This window comes from Desertibacillus haloalkaliphilus, assembly GCF_019039105.1.
In the GTDB taxonomy this organism is placed as follows: domain Bacteria; phylum Bacillota; class Bacilli; order Bacillales; family KJ1-10-99; genus Desertibacillus; species Desertibacillus haloalkaliphilus.
Genome location: NZ_JAHPIV010000487.1, coordinates 1 through 349, shown reverse-complemented (window position 1 = coordinate 349; position 349 = coordinate 1). Strand labels below are relative to the sequence as shown.

Below are 349 nucleotides of genomic sequence, written 5' to 3'. Positions count from 1 at the left end.
ACCTGATTCTTGCTCGTAAGCTAATTTATATAAATAAAGCTGTGACCAGTAGAGATCTACTAATTCACTTCCTGATTGAAAGATCTTATTTGTTTTAAAATCAATAATATGATATCCACTATTCCTTCTCGTCACTTTATCAATTTCTCCGATAATATCTACACCTTCAATCGAAGTAACAAACGGCCATTCTGTTTCTATAGTCTCTCCAAGGCCCTGTTTAACTTCATCAGTATAACTATTCATGAGTATATTCATTTCGTGCTCATACATAGACATGTTGGTCCATTGCTCTTCTTCTTCACGAACAGCTTCTCTAATCGCTGCTTCGTTCGTTAATCCATTATCT

Annotated in this window: 1 protein-coding gene; it reads right to left on the bottom strand. The window is 35.0% G+C overall.

Going from position 1 to position 349, the window contains the following annotated elements; genetic code table 11:
• On the bottom strand, positions 1–349 hold a 349-nt coding region (locus KH400_RS22940; protein WP_217228578.1), incomplete at both ends, for a PD-(D/E)XK nuclease family protein.